The 19,135-nt window shown below is 65.5% G+C and carries 19 protein-coding genes; 12 read left to right on the forward strand and 7 right to left on the reverse strand.

The annotated features are described in order from the left end of the window. Window positions 1-54 precede the first annotated feature (54 nt). The 3 genes from DL519_RS01970 to DL519_RS48290 form a co-directional block, all read right to left on the reverse strand. On the reverse strand, window positions 55-2,406 hold the full coding sequence (locus DL519_RS01970; RefSeq protein WP_223838349.1) for an endonuclease/exonuclease/phosphatase family protein: 2,352 nt from the start codon (window positions 2,404-2,406) through the stop codon (window positions 55-57). Window positions 2,407-2,715: 309 nt separating this feature from the next. After that, a complete protein-coding gene (locus DL519_RS01975) occupies window positions 2,716-3,141 on the reverse strand; it encodes an SsgA family sporulation/cell division regulator (protein ID WP_190812629.1) in 426 nt (141 codons plus the stop codon). Between the two features lie 68 nt (window positions 3,142-3,209). After that, a complete protein-coding gene (locus DL519_RS48290) occupies window positions 3,210-3,608 on the reverse strand; it encodes a hypothetical protein (RefSeq protein ID WP_263399554.1) in 399 nt (132 codons plus the stop codon). Between the two features lie 39 nt (window positions 3,609-3,647). Here DL519_RS48290 and DL519_RS01985 point away from each other — a divergent pair, with 39 nt between their 5' ends. Continuing rightward, a complete protein-coding gene (locus DL519_RS01985) occupies window positions 3,648-3,890 on the forward strand; it encodes a hypothetical protein (RefSeq protein ID WP_190812630.1) in 243 nt (80 codons plus the stop codon). Between the two features lie 111 nt (window positions 3,891-4,001). Here the strand turns inward: DL519_RS01985 and DL519_RS01990 are convergent, their stop codons facing one another. Continuing rightward, window positions 4,002-4,601: a choice-of-anchor C family protein gene (locus DL519_RS01990; RefSeq protein ID WP_190823699.1), complete on the reverse strand. Its 600-nt coding sequence runs from the start codon at window positions 4,599-4,601 to the stop codon at window positions 4,002-4,004. A 556-nt stretch (window positions 4,602-5,157) separates the two neighbouring features. Here DL519_RS01990 and DL519_RS01995 point away from each other — a divergent pair. Next, window positions 5,158-5,478, forward strand: coding sequence for a GYD domain-containing protein (locus DL519_RS01995; protein ID WP_190812631.1), 321 nt, complete (start codon window positions 5,158-5,160; stop codon window positions 5,476-5,478). Between the two features lie 49 nt (window positions 5,479-5,527). On the opposite strand, the gene DL519_RS02000 is transcribed toward DL519_RS01995, so the two are convergent. Further along, on the reverse strand, window positions 5,528-6,016 hold the full coding sequence (locus DL519_RS02000) for a hypothetical protein (protein WP_223838350.1): 489 nt from the start codon (window positions 6,014-6,016) through the stop codon (window positions 5,528-5,530). A 370-nt stretch (window positions 6,017-6,386) separates the two neighbouring features. Beyond that, window positions 6,387-6,698, reverse strand: coding sequence for a hypothetical protein (locus tag DL519_RS02005; RefSeq protein WP_190812632.1), 312 nt, complete (start codon window positions 6,696-6,698; stop codon window positions 6,387-6,389). Between the two features lie 423 nt (window positions 6,699-7,121). Here DL519_RS02005 and DL519_RS02010 point away from each other — a divergent pair, with 423 nt between their 5' ends. From DL519_RS02010 to DL519_RS02035, 6 genes are all read left to right on the forward strand, one after another. Continuing rightward, window positions 7,122-8,423 carry an ISL3 family transposase gene (locus DL519_RS02010; protein ID WP_190812633.1) on the forward strand — a complete coding sequence of 434 codons (1,302 nt, stop codon included), beginning with the start codon at window positions 7,122-7,124 and terminating at the stop codon, window positions 8,421-8,423. 188 nt (window positions 8,424-8,611) lie between these two features. Beyond that, the gene (locus DL519_RS02015; RefSeq protein ID WP_223838351.1) at window positions 8,612-9,100 is read left to right on the forward strand and encodes an AAA family ATPase; all 489 of its coding nucleotides are present in this window, start codon (window positions 8,612-8,614) and stop codon (window positions 9,098-9,100) included. 236 nt (window positions 9,101-9,336) lie between these two features. Beyond that, window positions 9,337-10,155, forward strand: coding sequence for an SAM-dependent methyltransferase (locus DL519_RS02020; RefSeq protein ID WP_190812635.1), 819 nt, complete (start codon window positions 9,337-9,339; stop codon window positions 10,153-10,155). Window positions 10,156-10,584: 429 nt separating this feature from the next. After that, window positions 10,585-11,256: a hypothetical protein gene (locus DL519_RS02025; protein WP_190812636.1), complete on the forward strand. Its 672-nt coding sequence runs from the start codon at window positions 10,585-10,587 to the stop codon at window positions 11,254-11,256. A gap of 308 nt (window positions 11,257-11,564) precedes the next feature. Continuing rightward, window positions 11,565-12,158 carry a cadmium resistance transporter gene (locus DL519_RS02030; protein ID WP_223840186.1) on the forward strand — a complete coding sequence of 198 codons (594 nt, stop codon included), beginning with the start codon at window positions 11,565-11,567 and terminating at the stop codon, window positions 12,156-12,158. 398 nt (window positions 12,159-12,556) lie between these two features. Beyond that, a complete protein-coding gene (locus DL519_RS02035; protein WP_190812638.1) occupies window positions 12,557-13,972 on the forward strand; it encodes a GGDEF domain-containing protein in 1,416 nt (471 codons plus the stop codon). A 157-nt stretch (window positions 13,973-14,129) separates the two neighbouring features. On the opposite strand, the gene DL519_RS02040 is transcribed toward DL519_RS02035, so the two are convergent. Next, on the reverse strand, window positions 14,130-15,017 hold the full coding sequence (locus DL519_RS02040) for a S1 family peptidase (RefSeq protein WP_190812639.1): 888 nt from the start codon (window positions 15,015-15,017) through the stop codon (window positions 14,130-14,132). Between the two features lie 608 nt (window positions 15,018-15,625). Between DL519_RS02040 and DL519_RS02045 the strand changes: the two genes are divergently transcribed. The 4 genes from DL519_RS02045 to DL519_RS45425 all read left to right on the forward strand — a co-directional run bounded on the left by DL519_RS02045 (window position 15,626) and on the right by DL519_RS45425 (window position 19,076). Then, entirely contained in the window at window positions 15,626-16,666 is a 1,041-nt protein-coding gene (locus DL519_RS02045) for an IS630 family transposase (protein WP_190812640.1), read from the forward strand. 152 nt (window positions 16,667-16,818) lie between these two features. Beyond that, window positions 16,819-17,772, forward strand: a complete 954-nt coding sequence (locus DL519_RS02050; RefSeq protein ID WP_190812641.1) for a manganese catalase family protein — start codon at window positions 16,819-16,821, stop codon at window positions 17,770-17,772. A 610-nt stretch (window positions 17,773-18,382) separates the two neighbouring features. Next, entirely contained in the window at window positions 18,383-18,724 is a 342-nt protein-coding gene (locus tag DL519_RS02055; RefSeq protein ID WP_190812642.1) for an SPW repeat protein, read from the forward strand. Between the two features lie 64 nt (window positions 18,725-18,788). Then, window positions 18,789-19,076 carry a hypothetical protein gene (locus DL519_RS45425; protein WP_223838352.1) on the forward strand — a complete coding sequence of 96 codons (288 nt, stop codon included), beginning with the start codon at window positions 18,789-18,791 and terminating at the stop codon, window positions 19,074-19,076. The last annotated feature ends 59 nt before the right edge of the window (window positions 19,077-19,135 follow it).

Consider the following 19,135-nt stretch of genomic DNA (forward strand, 5'->3'; position numbering starts at 1 on the left):
GCACCGAGGCGGCCTCGGGTGGCTCCAGCCGCGACCAGAGCGGGGACTCGCGGGTCAGTTACCGGGTTGGAAACGCACGATCTGCGGGTCGTGGTCGCTGGACTGCATGGCGAACTCGGAGTTGATGTGCACCACGTCGTAGTCCACCTGCCGCGGTGTCCGCGACACCAGCATGTGGTCGAGGGCCTGCGAGCGGCCCTCGAACACGTAGCTGTAGCGCTCGTTCTCCGGCAAGGTGTTGATCAACGCCGTCAGCGCACCCCCCTGGGTGAGGGTCTGCAGGGTCGGCGAGAACTGGTAGTCGTTCAGGTCGCCGGCGACCACGACGTTCGCCTTCGGATCGGCCGCGAGCAGCTTGTCGATGAACGCGCGCAGGACCTCGGCCTGCTTCACACGCTGCACCTCGGAGCTGCGGTTCGGTGGCTGGTTGATCCCGTGCACGGACTGGTCGCCGCCCTTCGAGGCGAAGTGGTTCGCCACGACGAACACCGCCTTGCCCTGGAAGACGAACTCGCCGACCAGCGGCTTGCGGCTGTTCTGCCACGCCGCGTTGCCCGGGTCGACCCGGCCGGGGGATACCGACAGGTGCGGCTTGCTCTTCTCGTTGGTCACCACGTCGACCGCGGTCGTGGCGTCACCGCCCGGCCGGTCCACGAACGACACCCGCTTCGGGTTGAACAGGAAGCCCACCCGGATGTTGCCACCCGGCTGGCCACCGTCGGTCATGTCCTGGGGGTCGATCTGCCGCCACTCGTAGCGCGGGCCACCCGCCGCCACGATCGCGTCGACGAAGCGCTTCAGCGTCTGGTCCGCCGCCACCACGCCGTCGTTCGCACCCGCAGGTCCGTTGTTGTCCTGGATCTCCTCCAGCGTGACGATGTCGGGCGAGGACAGGTGCTTCACGATGCCGCTGGCCAGCCCGTCGAACTTGGCCTGCTCGTCGACGGCCGACAGGTTCTCCACGTTGTAGGTGGCCACCGCGAGCTCGCCGCCCTTCTGCGGACGGGTGACCTCGCGCACCAGACCGTTGTCCTTGAGCTCGCCAAGGATCGAGGCCTGGACGGTGTACCCGCCGAACTGGCTGTACTCGACCGGTCCCGAGGTGATACCGGTGAGGACGTCACCCACGTTGGCCTGCGGGAACGGTTGTTCGGAGAACGGGATCAGCGATTGCACCTTGACGATCCCGCTGTTGGTCGCGTCGTAGCCGAGGTACACCGAGCCACCGCGTGCAGTCGGGTGCTCGTTCGGCTTGGTGGTCACGTAGAGCTCGTTGTAGGCGGTGGTCCCGCCCACGGCGCGCGCGTCGACGATGCTGATCAGCTCACCTTCGTGGGCCGCCCAGAAGTCCAACGCGTACTTCGAGGGCTCCAGCGGCAGCGATTCGATGCTGCCGCCCGGCTCCGGGATGTACTGGTCGGGCACCGTGTTCTCGGTGATCGCGACCGCATCGGGCAGCTCGTTGCCGCGCGAGGCGGTGGTCCAGGTGGCGCTGGTGAGCTCGGTGGTCGTCGGGGAGCCGAACGAGGGGCGGTACTCGGCCACCGCACCGGTGACGGTGACGGCGTCGCCGACTGCGACGTCCGTGGTCACCGAACCGGTGACCACGAAGATGCCCTCGCTGGTGCGCGGGTCGTTGTCGGGTTCGGGGTCCTGCAGCCAGAAACCACGTGCCGAGCCGAACGTCCGCGTCGCGGTCACGATGCCAGGGAACCGCACGACCTTGCCGGCCATCGGGGATGTCCGGGTGATGCCCTGGACGTCGTGAATGCGCGCGTCGGTCACCCCACCGCCGGGCCCGCCGGGCCCCTCGCCCTTGGAGTTCTCCGGGGTCGGCGAGCCGGCCGCGAAGTCGGCCGCGTTGTCGTCGGTGTCGACCAGCCCGGGGCGGTCGACGGAGGTGGTGTTGCTGCCCGCAGGAGCCGGTCCGGTCTCCCGGACCACCGCGCTGCCGTAGCCGACGAGGTCGACGATCCGCGAGTCGGCCGCGCAGTCGTCGGCGGTGAGGCAGGTGAGCGGGGTCGTCCCCTCGACCAGCGCCACCGTGCCGGAGGCCGCCGCCATGTTGATCGACCCCGCGGCCTCCGGTGCGGGCAGTTCGACCGTGCCGCTGCCGCCCTTGGCCTCGCCGACGAGGTAACGCGCGCCCGGTTCGACCGAACCGGACAGCGCAGTGGCCTGCCAGCGGGTGCTCGCGGTCGGCGAGGCCGGGAGGTACTGCACGCTCATCCCGGTCAGGTCCGCCGCGGTGCTGCCGACTGTCGCCAGTTCGATGAAGTCCTGGGTGAGGTGCGCGCCGGAGTTCCCGCCGCCGCCATACACCTCGGCGATGACCGGGCCAGTGCTCGGTGCCGCCGCAGCGGGCGTGACCAGCACGGTCAACCCGCCAACAGCGGCAACAGTCACCGCCGCGAATGCACGGCGGGGATTACGAAGGAGTGATGTCACCGAGGCATATTGACCCGATCGGGTGAACCAGTGGGGCCCGGTCGATCAAGCTTCGGTGTCGGCCGCACATCCAAACGGCGAAGGTCAGTTGAAATCGCAGCTGGACTGCGCCGCGTGCTGGCGTCGAGTTCCTGGTACCTCGGTACGAACAGCCCGGCAAGCCGCGTGTCTTCAAGCCCCGTTCCGCGGACTACACGCAGTTGTGCGGTGACGCCAGGTCCTGCGGCTTGCCGCCTGGCGTGCGGCGCTTCGGGAGAAACCGGGCCACTACAGGTTGTGCGAGAGCAGCCGGCTCAGCGCCTCGTCGACGTTCATCCACCGGTGTTCGTCACCGGGTGCGACCACGTCGTAGGTGTCGTTCAAGAACTCCACAAGCTGATCAGCATTCACTTCGAAGGTGGCCTGCCCTGACGGCGAGCTCAACGCGATCAGGACCAACCCCGGATCGTCCAGTCGAGGGCGGATTCGCACGTCACCTTCGCCTGCCTCGGCGACCAGCCCGTCGGCCAGCAGGTCACGGGCGATCACCCAATCCACCTGACCGGCCTTGCCCACGTTGAACTTCATGCAGACCTCGTACGGGTTGCGGCTGTCGTACCGCAGTTCCACGCCAACCGGCGCGATCACACCCGCCGGGGCTACCAGGTTGAAGACCATGGTGGCGAGCACCGTGCCGTGATCGTTTGCCATCATGTCCGCACTCCCAAGCGTCGGCTTTGCTTCCTAGATACCAGCATGCCCAACCCGGGTTCATGTCTTCTTCACGATGTCTTCAGGTCCCTGGTGGCAATCCGGATGCCGCGTTGGCCGACGCCGCCCGGGTCAGCCGACCGGCCGTCTATGCCGGCCTTCGCTCCCGCTGCATCGACCGCGACCAGCGCCAGGAGGACACCGCCATGACCACCACCGTGACCGTCGAGGGCCTGACCGGAGACCCCGACGCCCGGCGTCACGCTCGGAAAGCGCGTCGGGCGAAAACCAGCGGAAATCGATGGCTTTCCCACGAGGACATGGGTCACCCGACATGACGCGGGTGTAAGTGAGGGCGACGGCATGCTTGTGGGGGTCAAGAACTCGCCGGCGTCAGGATCGGGAAAGTACTCCACCACTTCCTTCAGATTCAGGGTGTCGAGGTCGAGTGAAACCCGGTCACCCAGCACCTGGGAAGGCCTGGGGTAGATGTCGAATATCGGATCCCCATGGGTGCGGCCCCGGGAAAGCCGATCCTATTCTATTTGGGTGCGCAGTCGATCGAATACTTCTCTCCTGCGTCCGGTCAACGGTGCCGTGATTGGGGACAGTCGATCGGCATGAGCCGATTCGTCGAATTCGACTTCTGGCGGCTGGCGCCAAAAACTCGATTGGTCACGCTGTTCCATTCGGCGGCGACGGTGCAGGCTCTCGCCCAGGCGCTGGAACGCGATGAGCGTCGGCGGGTGTGAGACGGCCCCGTCCCACACCCGCCTGGCAAACCGGCTCAAAGAAATTGCGCGCGGCTGTGCAGGTCGCGCACCGGCGATCCGGCCGGGTTATCCGCCATCACCGCGCCCGGATCACCCGCAGCACGGGGCAGGCGGGCAGGGGTTGACCGTGACGTCGTCGATCACCGGTCCCCATGCACTGTTGGGGGTGGTGCTGGCGAACGTCAACGTCGTGGATGTACTGGTGGCCACGAAGGTCACCTGCCGTCTCACATAGCCCATGTTGGTCGTTGTTTTCCCGGTCGTGTCAAAGGAGAAATCTTGGAAATTCTGCCCGTCGATGAGGACCTTGCCCGTTTTCAGTTTCGTCGATTCGCCGGGATTGCCGGCAAGGGAGTACGTCACTGTGTACCCTGTTCCTGGGACTGTCTTGAAAGTCTGGGAAACAGCCCCCGCATTAGCGCCGTTGAGGTCGACGGACTGGTCACCGTCGGCAGCCTGCCAGAACCCTGCACCGATCAGGTCGACATTCCCGCTCGCCACCCGCCACGGTCCGATAGACTGCCCCATCGCGAAGTTCTGGAACGTGTTTGCTGCCACCGTTGGCGTTTCGAAACTGCCGTCGTCAAAATGGCTGATCGCGCTAGGCGACGCGGAAGCCGGTGCCGTCAACAAGGTGCCGACACCGCCGATCAGAACGGCCGCCGTGGCAGCAGCGAGGTAGTTTCGCATGGGCAGCAATGAATTCTCCAAGGGAAGGGCGAATTGCAATAGTCCGCAGTTCAGTTATCAAAATCGCAGGTCGGCGACAAAGAAACTGGTTGCGGCCCACTGAAAGTAGCCGGTTGATTCGCATGCCGCAATGGGCCTTTCGGGTGGGTTTGGGCCGTATGGGTGGCCCCATCTTGCCTGCTTAAAATTTATGCTCCCGCAATTGTGGCTGACGATGCGTGATCGCCAGACTTAACATTTGACTATTCAAGATTTCCGAGATTTTACAGGCCTGGACGATCATTGGATGAATGAACTGATCGTTCTTCGGGCAGCGTAGCGGTCGTGGCCTGCTGGCGTTGTCAACGGCGGCCGAGGCTGCAGCCGCTAACGGCGGCAGGCCGAGAAAACCGGTACCGCCGCCCGCAGCCGACATCATGCGGTCGGCGAGATCCGGCTGCTGTCGGCCCGGTGAGGAGTCCGGGCGGCTGCTTCGAATGGCCCAGCCTGCTCTCGTGCCCGAGTGTGGGAGCAGAACCGCGGCCACGGTGGCCGCACGGTGAAGTGGGGGAGCGACATGCCGAAGTACTTGGTGCAGGGCAGCTACACCGCCGAGGGGACGAAGGGGGTGCTCGCCGAGGGCGGAACCGGGCGGCGGGAGGCCGTTGAAAGGGTCCTCGGGTCGTGCGGCGGAACGCTCGAGTCGATGTACTTCGCGTTCGGCGACGACGATTTCTACATCGTTGTCGACGTGCCCGACGACGTCTCCATGGCCGCCACGGCTATGGCGGTGCAGGCCACCGGCGCCGTGACGTCCAGGGCGGTGCCGCTCCTCCGCCCCGAGGATATCGACGAGGCTGTGCGGAAGGCTGTCGACTTCCGCGCCCCCGGTTCCTGACGGCGGCTGATGCCGGTGCGGTCCGGACCTGCGGCGACCGGAGGCTGGTTCAGCCGTTCGCTTCCTCCGCCATCGAGTTCTCCAGGCGGCGTGGCCGGGTGAGCTGTTCGGGCTGGAGGAGGGTTTCGAGCTGGGTGGGGGAGAGCAGGCCGGTGTCGGTGACCAGTTCGGTGATGGTGCGGTCGGTGGTGAGCGCCTGCTGGGCGATGGTGGTGGCGTTGGCGTAGCCGAGGTAGGGGGTCAGCGCCGTGACCAGTCCGATCGAGTTGCGCACGGTCGCGTCGAGGTGGCTCTGGTTGGCGGTGATGCCGGAGACGCATCGGGTGTCGAGCGCGTCGCACGCCGCGGTGAGGTGGGTCAGGGACTTCAGCAAGCTGTGGACGATGATGGGCTCGAAGGCGTTGAGCTGGAGTTGACCGGCTTCGGCGGCGAGGGTGACGGTGACGTCGTTGCCGATGACCTCGAAGGCGACCGCGGTTCCGGCGTATCCGTCTGATGTGGATAGTGGCATCCACGGCCGGGGAGAAGCTGCGAGCACGTCGAGAGCGCAGATGGCGCGCGGCGGACGACGCCTCCGCCGAAGCCACGAATGAGGCAACCAAGCACCGCTTCGCCGGCGTCGCAACCGGATTTACCTGGCGACGCCGGTCAGGCCGACCTTCATCGGCACACACGTACGCCACGCTCATCGAGTCCACTGTGGATGTCTATGCGGCCGATCTCTCGGTCCGTCTGCGCATGCTCCAGGAGGGCGAGGAATTCACCCGTACCACCGGCGAAGACCTGACCTTCCTGTTCCGCAAGGGAACATGAGGCCGGAGTGCGCGAAGGGCACTGCTCGCTGATCAGCTGCGTCGGTCGTCCTGGCCGGTAGCCCCTGGCGAGATATGATCGCAGAGTTCAGCGCGTTAGCGGGGTCGGCGATCGTTCTCGTGGCCCCAGTGCGGTCTCCGGGGCTTGTCCGGGTGCTCGCCTTGTGCGCGGAGCTTCTTGTGCAGGTGCAACATTGCGATCGTGAGGTCCACTGGCCGCTGTTCGGTCACCAGCCTGTTCCAGATGGAGTCGGCGCTCGGGCGGTTCTTGGCGTGGACGGCGGCGGCGAAGTTCAGTGCGTCGAGAACATCGCGAGCACCGGCGGTTTCGTCAAAACCGGTGCTCATCCCGGTGGGCGGTTCGACCAGCATGTGATCGAGGTTCGCAGCCAGGAGCACCGTGGCCAAGTACTGCCGGCGGGTCCGTGGGCTTCGTTGAGGTCCATCAGGTGCCTGAGCGCAGCCAGGTCGTCGTGCAGGTGGGCGTCCAATGCGGCCTGCGCGAAGGACAGGATCGATTGCGCATCCTCGTCGGTCGGAAACGACGGGTCCATCATGGACAGAGGTTAAACAAGGTTCCATTGGCAGGATAGGACCGTGCCCCGGATGGCCTAATTCTCGACTACTGATTCCGGGCCGGATTCCGAGTGAATTTGAATATTCCCCATCTTGGATTTCCGGCGGACCTGCGAGAACGTGAGAATTTAGGCTCTTGTGACTGATCCGTGGGTGATGTGAGCTGCTGTTTTAGGCCCGGAGACGGGGCACGCCGTTGCTTCGTCTAGGTTTCTGGCTTGTCGAAGGTCAGGAACCGAGGGGACGGAGAACGGCGTGCCGAAGGCCAGTTTATGGCGTGCTCTGGTGGGCGTCGACAGGCGCACGGTGATCGAGGATGTGGAGTTCGACGAGGCCGCGGAACGGGTGATGGTGCACGTGCGCCCGCGCAAGGGCGGGCGCGGCCGTTGCGGCCGGTGTGGCCGCTGGTCCTGGCGGTATGACCGGGGCGAGGGACGGCGCCGGTGGCGGGCCCTGGACCTGGGCACCATCCAGGTCCATCTCGAGGCCGCCGCGCCGCGGGTGCGCTGCCGGGAGCACGGGCCCACCGTGGCGCGGCTGCCGTGGGCGCGTCATGGCGCCGGGCACACCTTGGCTTTCGACGACACGGTGGCGTGGCTGGCGGTGCGCTCCTCGAAATCGGCGGTATGCGAGCTGATGCGCATCGCCTGGCGCACCGTGGGTGCGATCGTGGCCCGGGTGTGGGCCGACGCCGAAACCCAGAGTGACCGGTTCGGTGGGTTGCGGCGGATCGGGATCGATGAGATCTCCTACAAGAAGCATCACCGCTATCTGACGGTGGTGGTGGACCACGACACCGGGCGGCTGGTGTGGGCCGCGCCGGGGCGCGATTCCGCGACGCTGAACCGGTTTTTCGACGCCCTCGGCGAGAGGCGCGCCGCGGAGATCACGCATGTGTCCGCCGATGCGGCCCAGTGGATCGCCGACACCGTCGCCCGCCGCGCCCCGAAGGCCATCCGCTGCGCCGACCCCTTCCACGTGGTCGCCTGGGCCACCGAAGCACTCGATGCCGAACGGCGACGGGCCTGGAACGACGCCCGCGCCCTGGCCCGCACCGAAGGCACACGCCGCCGGGGCCGCCCGGCCACCGACTCCCCGGCCCGTCCCGGGCACGAGAAAGCCAAGAAGCTCAAAGACTCCCGTTACGCGCTGTGGAAAAACCCCGAAGACCTCACCGAAAACCAGCAGGCGAAGCTGGCCTGGATCGCCACCACCGACCGCCGCCTGTACCGGGCCTACCTGCTCAAAGAAGGACTCCGGTACGTCTTCACCGCCAAAGGCGAGCAAGGCAAACAAGCCCTGGACCGCTGGACCTCCTGGGCACGGCGCTGCCAGATCCCCGTCTTCGTCGAGCTCGCCAAGAAGATCACCAAACACCGCGCCCCCATCGACGCCGCCCTCGAACACGGCCTCTCCCAAGGACTCATCGAATCCACCAACACCAAAATCCGCCTGCTCACCCGCATCGCCTTCGGATTCCGCAGCCCCCAAGCACTCATCGCTCTCGCCATGCTCGCCCTCGGCGGCCACCGACCCACCCTCCCCGGACGCGCCTAACCCACCCACGGAAGCAGCAGAAGAGCCAGAATTTATCTGAATTGAGGTGTGTGTCGAGAGCGCCTCGGGTGCGCAGCACTACTGGATGGCGCCTTCAAACGATCTTGTACGGCGCTGCGGCCGCCAACCGTGCCGCCGGCGGTAGCGGTGAGTGCTCCGTCAAGCTCCTCTAGGATGAACAAGTGGCAGTGATCTTGGTGACCGGTATGTCCGGCACTGGTAAATCGACCACTCTGAACGCGTTGAGCCAGCGGGGTTACCGGGTGGTGGACACCGACTACGGGGACTGGATCGAGGGCATCCCCCGTCCAGATGGCGGCGTGGAGCCGCAGTGGCGCGAAGACCTGATCGAGGTCCTGATTTCCGAGCACGAGCGTTCGGGTGAACCACTGTTCATCGTCGGCACCGTGTGGAACCAACACAGGTTCTATAAGCGATTCGACGAGATCGTACTGCTGAGCGCCCCCTTGGAGGTGCTGCTGGAACGCGTGGCTCACCGTGATACCAACACCTTCGGGAAATCCTTCGAAGAACGTGACCGGATCGTGGCAGACACGGTCCAGGTCGAGCCGATGCTCCGTGCATCGGCCACTGTGGAGATGGACGCCCAGAAGCCGCTCTCTGATGTGGTCAACCAGCTGGCGGCCCTCGCAGGTCCAGCTCAGCCGCGCCACTGACTCCTTCGCGTCGCACTGCAGGGCTGCGGTGTCAGCGTGCGGTTGACGTCCTTGTTCGAGGCAACGGCTACGACGAGATCGCGGCCGCCGTCGGCAAGAGTCCCGCGGCACGTGGCCACCTACTTCGCCCAGCCCGCCACCCTCAACCCCCTGGACCGAAAGCGTGGGTAGTCCCCGTGGACGAACGGTTTTCAACTCTGAAAACATGGAGGTGCCCGCGATCGGGGAGGAACACTATGAGCGACGGGTTTCGGAATGCCAGCGACGACCTGCGGACAGACCGGGCGCACGGCGCGCGGATCTACGACTACATCCTCGGCGGCAAGGACAACTACGCCGTTGACCGGGCTGCCGCGGAGGCCACCAAGCAAATCTGGCCCGCGCTTCCAGTGCACATGCGCGCCAACCGCGAGTTCATGCACCGCGCTGGCCGCTACCTCGCCACCGAGTGCGGCATCGACCAGTTCCTTGACATCGGTACCGGCATCCCCACCTCGCCGAACCTGCACGAGGTCGTGCAGGAGGTGCGGCCTGAGGCCCGCGTCGTCTACACCGACAACGACCCCATCGTGCTCGTGCACGCCCGCGCGCTGATGTTAAGCACCAAGCATGGCTGCACCGCTTACGTGAACGCCGACCTGCGCGCCCCGGACACGATCCTGGCATCCCCGGAGTTCCGCGAGACCTTGGACCTGAACCGCCCGATCGGGCTGATGCTCATCGCGGTCGTGCACTTCATCGAAGACGACGACGAGGCGCTGGACGTCGTGCGGCGGATCGTCGACGTGCTGCCCTCCGGCAGCTACCTGGCCGCCACGATCGCCACCGACGACTTCGCCCCGGAGACGCTGGCGGCGGTCCGCCGGACCTACCACGAGCACGGCGAGACCCTGCGCTGGCGCTCCCAGGCCCAGGCCGCCCGGTTCTTCGACGGCCTCGAACTGGTCGAGCCCGGGATCGTCCAGATGCACAAGTGGCGCCCGGATGACGGTATCGCCCTGAACGTCCCGGAAGCCGACATCGCCATGTACGGCGCCATCGCCCGCAAGCCCTAGTCGATGAGGATCGAGTGGCCGGACTCGATGGCCAGTACGGGGGCGTAGAACCCGAGTCGCTGTTCGGAAAGCGGCGCCCATCGCACGTTGGCGAAGACGCGTGACGGCACGGTCCGGACGTTCGGAACACCTGTGTTGTTGGCTGTCCTCTTAGGACTGTTTTCCCGCGTTCCACCACCGCGCTGTCCGGCGGTCCAGCCGTGCCGAGAAGTGATACGACCGTCCGCTGGCGCGCACAGCGGAGCAGTCGATCACCACGAAATCCGTGGCGGCCGCGGCGCTGCGCCGGAGCAGCGACGAGCGGACGAATCACAAGGACATCGATTTCCTTCAACTTTGGATGTTCTGGCTGTTGGTCGCGGGCTGGTGAGCGGTGTGGCCGTCGCCAGTCCCGTCGTTCGGCAGGCTCAGCTCCCGCAGCGCAGTCGAATGTTTGACGACTTCCTGGAGCAACGCATCGATGGCCTCGCCGGTCTCCTGCTTCCGTTCTTCCGCCTCCGCGCAAATGCGCCGGTAGCGCGCTTCGCTCGCGGCGTCTTGCTGTTCGCAGCGTCGACGCGTTCGGTCGAGCAGTCGCTCGGCATCCTCCTGCGCCAGCGCCGTGATTCTTTTGTACTCCTTCTGAACGTTCCGCCGAAGACGGTGCTCGCGCTCGCGCGCCTCCCTCTTCCGGCACGCGGTTTCCCGATCGAGGTCGGCCCGACGCTCCGCCAACCAGCGAGCAAAATCGCAAGCCTGCGCTCTGATCTGCTCGGCCGTTCCCTCCGCCTCCTCCAAGAGCCTCGCAGCCTCCTCGCGCGCTTGGCCGATGATCGCGGCGGCACGTTTCTCCGCGAACTCGACGACCTCCGAGTCGTGCTGCTCCTCCTCGTCTGTGCAGCGAAGCTCCTCGCGGAGCTGGCGGAGCTCGGATTCGAGCAGGCCGAGATGTTCGGCGACCTGCGCTCGATCGAATCCACGCCACCGCTCGGCGAAAGCCGGCCGGGCCGGAACAACATCATCCATGGCGTCTCCATCCCCCATCTGGAGAGCGGTACTCGTGCACTGCGAAACCGAGCACGTATGGACACGGCCGCGCCATGCCGTGATCTTCGCGTGTAGCAGGCGAACCGAGCTCGGTGGCAGCGACACCATGGTTGGCGGGCCGGGACGTTGCAGCGATGTCAACTCGGTTTTACCACCCGAGTGAGCGACGCCGCGGATCCTTGGCCGAGCCGCGGACAGCGTCGGCCGCTTCGTGGCCCCCGGATGCCTGGCGAAGGCGCGGACGGTTTCGGGAGCGCGCCAACGGAGGTCACCGACCCGGGGCGCGGCTGGCGTCCTTCCGGAAGATCCGCCGCCGCAATCACTCGTTCGTGTGAATTGTCGCGGTGCCGTCGGGATGCGGTGACGCCAGCATTTCTCGTGTGATGGTTTTGGGTGCGGCGGTCTTGGTCGCAGTGGTGATGTGGACGGCTACGAATATCGACGGCTTGGTCGTGCTGACCGCGTTGTTCTTGCGCTCCGCGCAGGTGGGCAGCCCGCGCCCGTGGCAGATCGCGGCCGGTCAGTACCTGGGGTCCACGTGCCTGATCGCGGTGAGCCTGCTGGCGGCCGTCGGGCTGATGGTCGTGCCGGAGTCCTGGATCGGGTTGCTCGGTCTGCTGCCGCTGGCGCTCGGAATCTACGGGCTGGTACGGGCCGTCCGGGCAGGCGAGCAGGAGCGGGATCTGCCGACCATCGGTGTGCTGTCGGTCGTTTCGATCGTCGTGGCCAACGGGGCGGACAACCTCAGCGTCTACAGCGCCGCATTCCGCGTCTTCCCGCCGGCGCAGACCGTGCTGACCGTGGTCGTCTTCTTGGCGCTCATCGGGGTGTGGTGCCTGGTGGCCCGTTTCGCCGCGACCCGGAAGCGAGTGCTCAGCGGCCTCGACCGCATGTGCCGCTGGCTGGTTCCAGTCGTCTACATCGTCATCGGCGTGGCGATCCTCATTCGCACCGGGGTATTTGCTCATGTCGCGTAGTGGATCCGCTAGCAGCGGGGGGCAGGTTGTTGGTCGGCTCAGCCAGCAGCACGTTGGCGCCGGAGTGGACCAGACCAGTCGATGCGAGTTTGTCCTCGCCGGGGAGCGCCGTTGCGGGCGGCGGACAGGCTCTCCGGCCAGGCCTACTGGCCGTCGGTGGCACGAACGTCTACTGGTCGCTCGGTCCACGTCGGCCTGCTGCCAGTGGCAAGCTCGTGAAACTATTGCGCGGTTGAGGCCCGAAGCCCCTGCGAGTCGGGGTTCTTTGCGTCATTTGTGCAGGTCGCAGGCTTGTTCTTGAGTTGCTCCAGTAGGCGTGGGCATGGCCGATGTGCAACAGTGGCTGTGTGCGTGTGCCTCCACGGCTACTTGCATCCGGGCCACCACGGTGGCTGCTAATGGGGTGGCTTGTCGTCCTAACGGCGACGGCGACTGTTCTAGTCCTCACCTACTCGGACCCGGTGTCGCGGCTGGCTGACGACCTGGCCGCTCTGGTCAACGCGATCGTTGCCGGCGTCGCCTACTCGTGGGCCGGGTGGTCGCACACCGGCCCGGAGCGGCGCTGGCGACTATTCCTGGCCGTCGGTTTGGGAGGATGGGTCGCCGCGCAGGCGATCTGGACGTGGTATCGCGCCGTGCACAGTGCCGCGGCGGCGGTGCCGGGTGTTGCTAGCGCGCTCTTCCTGCTGTTTCCGGCGGGAGTGTTCGCAGCGCTGCTCGTGATAGCCCGAGCTGACCACGCCAGGGTCCGGGTGTACGACACTGCGGATCCACCACGAGTTCTACTGCTCGACGGCCTCATCATCGTCACGGCACTCGTCGCGCTCGCCTGCGAAGTCCTCGCGGTCCAGGCGGGTTCTCATGATTCCCCCACGGTGACGCTGCTGACGGTTTCTTACGCAGTCGGTGACTTCGTTCTGATCGTGCTCGCGTTGCTGATGGCCGTCGCTTTGCACAGCATGTGGCGGCCCCGATTGACCTGGCTGGTGGTCGGATTGTGCGCCATGGGTGCCAGCGACATCGTTTACGCCGACAGTACGGTCTCCGGGGCGGCGGCACCCGCAGCGGCCGAACTGGGCTACATGATCGGTGCGCTCCTGCTGATCCCCGCGGCACTCACGGCGCCGCGACCAGCCATCGCCCAGCGCCGGAGCGTGTCACTGGTGCTTCTGGCAGTGCCGTACGTTCCGCTGACTGCCGTCCTGGCGATGGTCGTCATCAACGTGGCGGGTGGCAGCCCGTACCCCGACGTGGTCTACGTGCTCAGCGTGATCATCGCTCTGGTCATCCTCCGTCACATCACCACCTTGCTGCAGCTCTACCGGGCCCACCGGCGGCTCGCTCAGGCCGTTCTGCAAGATCCGCTCACGGGCGTGGCCAACCGGGTGCTGCTCGCGGACTTACTCGACGAGGCCGTATCGAGTCCCCAGTTCGAAGAACGCGGGCTGATCTACGTCGACCTGGACAACTTCAAAACGGTCAACGACAGGCTCGGACATCAGGCAGGCGACGAGTTGCTGCGCATCACCGCTCACCGGCTGCGCCGGTGCGTGCGCGACGACGACACGGTTGCGCGCATCGGCGGCGACGAATTCGTCATACTCCTCATCCCGCCACCGCACGACCCCGAGGAACTGGTGCAACACCTGGCCGATGCGGTGGCCCAGCCGGTCGCCTTGGAAACTGAAGACAACTCGGTCCGGATCACCGCCAGCATCGGCTACCACCGCATCGCCCCCGGTCAACACCCGAGCGACGCACTTGCGCACGCTGATCAAGCGATGTACCAGTACAAGCGGAGCAGAGCGGAATGACGACGCAGGTGGTACTGCGACGGCCTGCTGGCCGATGCGGAGGATGAGCACCGGCCTTTCCTACGGGTTCAGGTGCGAATGCGAGGGTCGTGAAACCGTCCGCGGACGGTTTCACGACCCTCGCTGCTCGCTGCGGGTGTCCGCGGTAGGTGGCGGGTTACCGGTTGCGCGGCGCAACCGACGGGAACGTCGGCATGTCGGGGAGACGGCCGGGGGACTTGCCGGGGAGCTTGGACGAGCCGCCGGAGTTAATGGTCTCGTTGATCCAGTCGGTGTGCGCCACGAGGTTGCTGTAGATGCCGGGCTTCTCCGCGCAGTTCTCGGCTTGGCCGCGGCTGGTCGCGCCGACCAGTGCCAAACCGTCGTCTTCCTGCACCACCGCCGGGCCACCGGAGTCGCCGTAGCAGGCGTTGACCTTGCCCTTCTGGTTGTCGATGCACAGCTCACGTGTCGCATCGAAGGGATCTTGCGAGCTGGTGCAGTTCGACGCGGCGATCGTCTTGGTTGCCAGCTCCTTCAAGGTCACGGGCGGCTCGCCGCACTTGGGCATCCCGCACGTCTGGCCCCAACCGAGCAGTTGCACTGCGGTGCCCGGCTGCGGTGGCGTGGCAGAGATCTTGATCGGCTGGGCTTTCACCGGCTGCGACAGGTGGACCATGGCGATGTCGTAGCCGGTGGCGACGTCGTTGCCGGCCTGCTTCTGCGTTGACTTGGGGTGGGCCACGAACTTGTCCGGCTTGACGAGCTCACCGCCGCTGGTGCGGTCGGTTGACCCGATCCGGTACTGGACTTTGCTGGGCTGTTGCCCTTCTACGCAGTGCGCGGCGGTGACCAGCCACTGCTTGTCGACCAGCGAGGCACCGCAGTGGTGTTGGCCGTCGGTGGACTGCATGGACGCCATGAAGCTGTAGGTCTGCGTCGATTGGGTACCTCCGATGATGAGCGGCGTAGCCACGGCACTGGCGGTTGGTGCTGCGAGCGCCAGGCTTGCCAGCATCGTCGCGGCGAACGCGAGAATGCTTCGGATCAGAGAACCTCGGGGCATGTTCTCTCCTTCCGTTCCCGAGCTCCGCGCCGGGGGAACGGAAGGAGCCGGGAGCTGGGGGTTTGTGAAGTATCCGGCGATGCTCCCCCATCAGGACGAACATTTCGTTACGCCAAATGGAGCAATCGCGAGGGGTGTCCGATCAGGTGCTGACAGTGAGGATGGCGGGCCGCTGGATGGTGATATCCGTTGCGCCGCGGGGGCTTTCGCGGGGCGGTCGGCGTGTGGTGGAGGTCACGCCCGAGTGGCGGCAATGCAGGGGGCTTCGTGGTCTAACGGTTTGTCGAGGACTATCTGCTGGTGCCTCGGATCATCGGCCGCACGGTTCGGGTGCCCGCCGTGATCACCGTGTTGGCCGTGCTGCTCGGCGGAACCCTACTCGGGGCATCACGCGCAGGGCCTGCATGAGCAACTGCCACCAGTTCCGTTTGCTCGCGAACGGACCGCCCACCTGTGAACCGAAACGGCGGCGAGCTGGTTGTAATTGCCTTGGCAGCGTTGGCGAAGTGGCTCGGGTGCTTCTACCGTGGACGGTGCTGGCTCTTCGGCGGGCGCTCCAAGGAACATATTGATCGGGAACTTATAGGTGTGATCTTCGTTGTTCTGGCATGATCGCTGGTGTGCGGGACGCGCGGAGGTTGTCGCCTGAGGCGCAGGAGGATTTGCGGCGCAGGGTGGTCGCTGCTGTTCATGGTGGGATGAGTCAGGTCGAGGCGGCCCGGGTGTTCGCGGTGGCCCCGCAGTCGGTGTCCAGATGGGTGCAGGCGTGGCGGAAACGTGGCTCGAAGGGTCTCACCGGGCGTCGCCGGGGTCGCAAGCCCGGCGAGCAGAAAGCGTTGAGTGCCCGCCGGCAGCGCAAGCTGCGGTATGCGGTGGCCGAGCACACCCCGGCCACGTTCGGGCTGACCGGCCTGGTGTGGACCCGCAAGACAGTGGCCGAGCTGATCCGGGTGCGCCACGGCATCGTGTTGAACCTGCGCACCGTCGGCAACTACCTGCGTTCCTGGGGATTGTCGCCGCAGAAACCGATCCGCAAGGCCTACGAACAGGACCCCGAGTCCGTACGCCGATGGCTGGAGGAGGACTACCTGGCCATCGCCGCCCGCGCCCGCCGCGAGGGCGCACTGATCCTGTGGCTGGACCAGACCGGGATCCGCTCCGACGCCACCGTAGCCCGCACCTGGGCACCGGCGGGCCAGACACCGGTGGTGGGCAAAACGGGCAAACGATTCAGCGTGAACGCGATGTGCGCGATCGGGAACAAAGGCGAGCTGTACTTCACCGTCTACACCGGCTCGTTCAACGGCAAGGTGTTCCTGTCGTTCCTGGACCGGCTGACCCGCCATCTGGACCGCAAGGTCCACCTGATCGTTGACGGACACCCCGTCCACCGCCGCAAGACTATCCAGCAATGGATCACCAAGCACGCTGAGGCGATCGCGATGCACTTCCTGCCGGGATACAGCCCCGAACTCAACCCCGACGAGCTACTCAATGCCGACCTCAAACGCACCGTTTCCACCAGCACAGCCCCCAAAACCCGCGCCGAGTTGAAACAAGCGGTCCGCTCCTTCCTCCACCGGCTCCAGAAGCTGCCCGACCGAGTTCGCTCCTACTTCGGCAAACCCGAAGTTCGCTACGCCGCCTAACATCACACATTTGCCACCCGGATCAATAGTTCTGGCGCCGCTGCATCGGACCGAGCGAGCACAGACGGAAATCGTCTCACATCCATCCAAAGCCTTGATCTCAGCTACCCCCGTCGCGCCAAGCGGAGAGCGGTGCCGGGGTGGGAGGTGTCATGTTCTTCCACGTACAGCGGATGATCAACGAGATCGTTCCTGACGAGCCGGACCCCGGCGCTGCCAACGCCTTGCAGGAAGGCTTGGGCGGCCAGTTCGGTGAGATGCGGACGATGATGCAGTACCTGTTCCAGAGCTTCAACTTCCGAGGTCCCGAGGGCAAACCTTATCGAGACCTGCTCTACGGCATCGGGACGGAGGAGATCAGCCACGTTGAGCTGATCGCCACGACGATCGCGCGGCTGACGGATGGTTCGCCGCGATACCGGGGATCCAAGGACGAGCCGCTCGATCAGCCAGGTGCCAAGGGGGCGACGCCGTTGTCGAACGCCCTTGCACAAGGCAACATCCACCACATGCTCGTCGGCGCGCAAGGTGCGCTGCCCGTCGACGCCGTGGGCAATCCCTGGTCGGGCTCGTATGTCTACAACAGCGGTAACCTCGTGCTTGATCTGCTGTACAACCTGATGCTCGAGTCGACCGGCAGGCTCCAGAAGTGCCGCATCTACGAGATGAGTTCGAACAAGACGCTGCGATCGACGGTGTCGTATCTCATCGTTCGCGACCAAGCGCACGAGAACGCCTATGCCAAGGCGCTGGAAAGCCTCGGTGTGAACTGGGGCAAGACGTTGCCGATTCCCAAGACGAACGCCGAGCGGTACCCAGAGGTCGCCACTCTGCTCGAGAGAGGTCTGCACAACAGGCAGTACACCTTCAACCTCGACCACCAGTCCGAGGCGGCCAAGGTTTTCCAGGGGAATTCGCCGTCGTCGCACGACGGCGAAGTGTTGCGCATGGCCCAAGCGCCAGAGGGCGTGCCTTTCGGCATCGCGCCGGAGCGGCCGGAGGAATTCAGCCCAGGTCTCGACCCGGAGCTGATCGAACTCATCCAAGCGACAGCGGAGATGGAACTAGCGGAGGCCGACGAGCCGGTAAGGTACGGACCCGCGTGAACAGCACCCCTGATTCGGCCAAGCATCGATCAGCTTGCGCTGACTGAGGTTTCGGTGCTCGTTGTGCGGGAAGTCGGGGGAAGCCGGTGCCCTTACCGGGTTTCGGCTTCCTTGGTGGTAACGGTGGTACTGACCCGGCCCGTGTGGGCCGGGTCAGTTCTGTTCAGGTAGTCAGGGAGGTTGCTGCCCCGAAAGCAAGAACCACTGGTCCGAATACTCCACGCCAGGCATGCCGTCAGCGAACTGGTTCCTCGATCTGGTTTCTGGCAATGAGCAATCATTGTCGCGGTCTTGTTCTCGTGGCAGATTCAGGCGAACGGCTGTTTCCTGTGGTGTGCACGAAGTTGTTGGGGCTCCTGTTCTTTAAGGTGTAGGTGGTGCAGGAAATACTCAAAAGGCACTGCAGGTACAACGGCATCGGCAGACGTTTGCACAGGGCATGCGATGGCAACTCGAGGGGAGCAGGAGATCTGCGAGGCAAACGAGGAGATGAGATGCCATGGTTGCCCCGGAACAACGCGGCACTCGCACAACGGCTGAGACCTCGCGCCTCAGGGACTACGAAGCCGCCTTAGCCGCACCTACCACTACGGGCAGCGAATCTGCCCTCATGCTCACCGGCGCCTACACCGCAGTCTCGCCCTGGGTCGTCGGGTTCGCTGGCTCTCAGCCATTGCTGAGCATGAACAATCTCATCCTGGGACTGATCGTCACGGCGATCGGTCTGGGGCTCACCGGAACTCCGGAACGCAGCGGTGGCATCAGCTGGACTGCGGCTCCTATCGGAATTTGGCTGATCATCGCGACGTGGGTCACCACTTTCGGTCTGCCGACGGTGGGGATGATCTGGAACAACGTCGTCGTCGGAGCGCTGTCGATCATCCTGGGCCTGGCAGTCGCGGGGATGGTGGCTGTGCGACGCCCCGGTTCGGAAAGGGGAACTTTTCGGTGAGGCATCCTCAGACCTGAGCGCATGATCGGTGCGGGCAATGGTATTGGCACACCCGCGGTCGGGCATGGTCGGTGGAGGCGCAGAAGACGACTTCGGAGTGGACGACGTCGATGCCGTAGTCGAGATGGTGCTGACCGCATCACGGCTGCTCGTTGCGGTGTCAGCACGTTCGGTTGCTGCTGTGGATGGGACGATCACGTTGCCCCAGCTCCGCATGCTCGTGCTGTTCAACCAGCGCCCGCATGATCTTGGCCTCAGAGCCGCTGCCGCCAGCTCGCCGACCTCGACGCGCGGGCGCCCGTTCACCCGGGGGTGGCGCAATTTCGCGAGAAATTGCGCCACCCCCGGGTGACGAACACGATCTCCTCGGGTGTGGCGTCGAGCGGCCGCGGGAGCGAGGAGCGTGCGGTG

Source organism: Saccharopolyspora pogona, assembly GCF_014697215.1.
Taxonomy (GTDB): Bacteria; Actinomycetota; Actinomycetes; order Mycobacteriales; family Pseudonocardiaceae; genus Saccharopolyspora; species Saccharopolyspora hattusasensis.

What these genes read in the sequence shown, in the direction of transcription:
- DL519_RS02055 (WP_190812642.1), top strand. Translation starts at nt 18,383, where the DNA reads ATGCTCACCGGCGCCTACACCGCAGTCTCGCCCTGGGTCGTCGGGTTC.
- DL519_RS01990 (WP_190823699.1), bottom strand. Translation starts at nt 4,601, where the DNA reads ATGCGAAACTACCTCGCTGCTGCCACGGCGGCCGTTCTGATCGGCGGT.
- DL519_RS02035 (WP_190812638.1), top strand. Translation starts at nt 12,557, where the DNA reads ATGGGGTGGCTTGTCGTCCTAACGGCGACGGCGACTGTTCTAGTCCTC.
- DL519_RS01985 (WP_190812630.1), top strand. Translation starts at nt 3,648, where the DNA reads ATGGGTGCGGCCCCGGGAAAGCCGATCCTATTCTATTTGGGTGCGCAG.
- DL519_RS01995 (WP_190812631.1), top strand. Translation starts at nt 5,158, where the DNA reads ATGCCGAAGTACTTGGTGCAGGGCAGCTACACCGCCGAGGGGACGAAG.
- DL519_RS02020 (WP_190812635.1), top strand. Translation starts at nt 9,337, where the DNA reads ATGAGCGACGGGTTTCGGAATGCCAGCGACGACCTGCGGACAGACCGG.
- DL519_RS01975 (WP_190812629.1), bottom strand. Translation starts at nt 3,141, where the DNA reads ATGATGGCAAACGATCACGGCACGGTGCTCGCCACCATGGTCTTCAAC.
- DL519_RS02045 (WP_190812640.1), top strand. Translation starts at nt 15,626, where the DNA reads ATGATCGCTGGTGTGCGGGACGCGCGGAGGTTGTCGCCTGAGGCGCAG.
- DL519_RS02040 (WP_190812639.1), bottom strand. Translation starts at nt 15,017, where the DNA reads ATGCCCCGAGGTTCTCTGATCCGAAGCATTCTCGCGTTCGCCGCGACG.
- DL519_RS45425 (WP_223838352.1), top strand. Translation starts at nt 18,789, where the DNA reads ATGGTCGGTGGAGGCGCAGAAGACGACTTCGGAGTGGACGACGTCGAT.
- DL519_RS02050 (WP_190812641.1), top strand. Translation starts at nt 16,819, where the DNA reads ATGTTCTTCCACGTACAGCGGATGATCAACGAGATCGTTCCTGACGAG.
- DL519_RS02025 (WP_190812636.1), top strand. Translation starts at nt 10,585, where the DNA reads ATGTTTGACGACTTCCTGGAGCAACGCATCGATGGCCTCGCCGGTCTC.
- DL519_RS02030 (WP_223840186.1), top strand. Translation starts at nt 11,565, where the DNA reads ATGGTTTTGGGTGCGGCGGTCTTGGTCGCAGTGGTGATGTGGACGGCT.